General features: G+C 66.0%; 2 protein-coding genes and 1 pseudogene. 1 reads left to right on the top strand and 2 read right to left on the bottom strand.

Annotated elements, in window-relative coordinates; all coding sequences use genetic code 11:
• Positions 1-292: FAD-dependent oxidoreductase (locus VFM98_RS09995; protein WP_325109778.1), on the top strand; the 292-nt coding region annotated here is incomplete at its 5' end.
• Here VFM98_RS09995 and VFM98_RS10000 read toward each other — a convergent pair.
• Together VFM98_RS10000 and aceE are read right to left on the bottom strand one after the other, a co-directional pair.
• A pseudogene (locus VFM98_RS10000) lies at positions 237-956 on the bottom strand (biotin/lipoyl-containing protein); the annotation flags it as partial. The gene VFM98_RS09995 and the pseudogene VFM98_RS10000 sit on opposite strands and share 56 nt — an antisense overlap.
• A 59-nt stretch (positions 957-1,015) precedes the next feature.
• Positions 1,016-3,212: pyruvate dehydrogenase (acetyl-transferring), homodimeric type (aceE, locus tag VFM98_RS10005; protein WP_325109779.1), on the bottom strand; the 2,197-nt coding region annotated here is incomplete at its 5' end.

A 3,212-nucleotide genomic window follows, 5' to 3' on the forward strand; every position in this document is an offset into this window, starting at 1 on the left:
CATCCGCCTGAAGGACGTGAACACCGGCGCCACCGAGGACGTGACGCTGCAAGGCTGCTTCATCGCCATCGGCCACTCGCCCAACACCGAGATCTTCCAGGGCCAGCTGGAGATGAAGGACGGCTACATCCTCACCCGCACGGGCCTGAACGGCTTCGCCACCATGACCAGCGTGCCGGGCGTCTTCGCCGCCGGCGACGTGCAGGACCACGTGTACCGCCAGGCGATCACCAGCGCGGGGACGGGCTGCATGGCGGCGCTGGACGCGCAGCGGTTCCTCGAGCAAGAGTAACTCCCTCTCCCCCCTGGGGAGAGGGCTGGGGTGAGGGGCTGGCGGCGCCGACCCCTTCCACGATGGCGATCAGGTCACCGATGTTCACCTTGTCGCCGACCTTGACCTTCATCTCCTTCAGCACGCCGGCCGCGGAGGAAGGGATCTCCATCGAAGCCTTGTCGGATTCGACGGTGATGAGCGACTGTTCCTGCTTGATGGTGTCGCCGGGCTTGACCAGCACTTCGATGACCGCGACGTCCTTGAAGTCGCCGATGTCGGGCACCTTGACCTCGATCGGGCCTGAACCACCACCCTCACCCCGGCCCTCTCCCGCAGGGGCGGAAGAGGGAGAAGGAGCGGGAGCGGTGGAAGACGCCCGGGCGGATGTTGCTCCCTCTCCCCTCTGGGGAGAGGGCTGGGGTAAGGCGCTCGCGGCGCCCGCACCCGCCGCCTCCAGGACCGCGATGACGCTTCCTTCGGAAATCTTGTCCCCCAGCTGGACCCTCAGCTCCTTCAGGACCCCCGCCGTCGTCGACGGGATCTCCATCGACGCCTTGTCCGATTCCACCGTGACGAGCGACTGCTCCTGCTTGATCGTGTCGCCCGGCTTGACCAGGATTTCGATGACGGCGACATCCTTGAAGTCCCCGATGTCGGGGACTTTCACTTCGACCAGTGCCATGTTTCTTTTTCTCCGTGGCCCGCTTTCGGGCCTTGTCGTTGTCTCTCAGGACGCGATTGTCACGCGTAGAGCGGATTCACCTTGTCGGCCTTGATGCCGTAGCGCTGGATCGCCTCGGCCACCTTCCCAGCCGGCACGCTACCCTGTTCCGCCAGCGCTTTCAACGCCGCCACGACGATGTAGTGGCGATTGATCTCGAAGTGCTCGCGCAGCTTGCTGCGGAAGTCGCTGCGGCCGAAGCCGTCGGTGCCCAGCACCTTGTACGCGCGCCCCTTGGGGATGAAGGCGCGGATCTGGTCGACGTACTGCTTGATGTAGTCGGTGGAAGCCACCACGGGGCCGGCGTGCTTCTCCAGCTGCTGCGTGACGAAGGGCACGCGCTGCTCCTTCGCCTCCGGATGCAGCATGTTCCAGCGCTCGGCGTCCAGGCCGTCGCGGCCCAGCTCGTTGAAGCTCGGGCAGCTCCACACGTCGGCCTGCACGCCCCAGTCCTTCTCCAGCAGCTCCTGCGCGAACAGCGACTCGCGCAGGATGCTGCCCGAGCCGAGCAGCTGCACGCGGTTCTTCCCCTTGCCGCCTTCCTTGAGCAGGTACATGCCCTTGATGATCTGCTCCTCGGTGCCGGGCTGCAGGCCGGGCATCGCGTAGTTCTCGTTCAGCAGCGTGATGTAGTAGAAGACGTTGTCCTGCTTCTCCACCATGCGCTTGAGGCCGTGGTGCATGATCACCGCCACTTCGTGGGCGAAGCTCGGGTCGTAGCTCACGCAGTTGGGGATCGTGCCCGCCAGCACCTGGCTGTGGCCGTCCTCGTGCTGCAGGCCTTCGCCGTTGAGCGTGGTGCGCCCCGACGTGCCCCCCAGCAGGAAGCCGCGCGCCTGCATGTCGCCGGCGGCCCAGGCGAGGTCGCCCACCCGCTGCAGCCCGAACATCGAGTAGTAGATGTAGAACGGGATCATGATGCGGTTGCTGGTGCTGTAGCTGGTGGCCGCCGCCAGCCAGCTCGCCATGCCGCCCGCCTCGTTGATGCCCTCCTGCAGGATCTGGCCGTTCTGGACTTCCTTGTAGTAGGAGACCTGGTCGCGGTCCTGCGGGGTGTACTTCTGCCCTTCGGGGTTGTAGATGCCGATCTGGCGGAACAGGCCTTCCATGCCGAAGGTGCGCGCCTCGTCGACGAGGATGGGCACCACGCGCGGGCCGAGCTCCTTGTCGCGCAGCAGCCCGGTGAGGAAGCGCACGTAGGCCTGGGTGGTGGAGATCTCGCGGCCTTCCGCCGTCGGATCCGTCACGGCCTTGAAGGCCTCCAGGCCCGGCACGTGCAGCTGCTCGTCGGCCCTGGTGCGGCGCTTGGGCAGGTAGCCGCCCAGCGCCTTGCGGCGCGCGTGCAGGTACTGCATCTCCGGCGTGTTCTCTTCCGGCTTGTAGAAGGGCAGCTCGGGCAGCTTGTCGTCCGGGATCGGGATGTTGAAGCGGTCGCGGAAGACGCGGATGTCCTCGTCCACCATCTTCTTGGCCTGGTGGGCGATGTTCTTGCCCTCGCCGGCGCGGCCCATGCCGAAGCCCTTGACCGTCTTCACCAGGATCACGGTGGGCTGGCCGGTGTGGTTGTAGGCGCGGTGGAAAGCGGCATACACCTTCTGCGGATCGTGGCCGCCGCGGTTGAGGCGCCAGATGTCCTCGTCGCTCATCTTCGACACCATCTCCAGCAGCCTGGGATCGCGGCCGAAGAAGTGCTTGCGCACGAAGGCGCCGTCATTGGCCTTCATGGCCTGGTAGTCGCCGTCGACCACGTCCATCATCACCTGGCGCAGGATGCCTTCCTTGTCGCGCGCCAGCAGCGGATCCCAGTAGGAGCCCCAGATGAGCTTGATGACGTTCCAGCCGGCGCCGCGGAACTCGCCTTCGAGCTCCTGGATGATCTTGCCGTTGCCCCGCACCGGGCCGTCGAGGCGCTGCAGGTTGCAGTTGATCACGAAGATCAGGTTGTCGAGCTTCTCGCGCGTGGCCACGCCGATGGCGCCCATGGATTCCACTTCGTCCATCTCGCCGTCGCCGAGGAAGGCCCAGACCTTGCGCTTGGCCGTGTCCGCGATGCCCCGGGCGTGCAGGTACTTGAGGAAGCGCGCCTGATAGATCGCCATCAGCGGGCCCAGGCCCATGGAGACGGTCGGGAACTGCCAGAACTCCGGCATCAGCTTCGGGTGCGGGTAGCTGGAAAGGCCGTGGCCGTCCACCTCCTGGCGGAAATTCAGCAGCTGG

This window comes from Ramlibacter sp. (assembly GCF_035706265.1).
Classification (GTDB): Bacteria; Pseudomonadota; Gammaproteobacteria; order Burkholderiales; family Burkholderiaceae_C; genus Ramlibacter.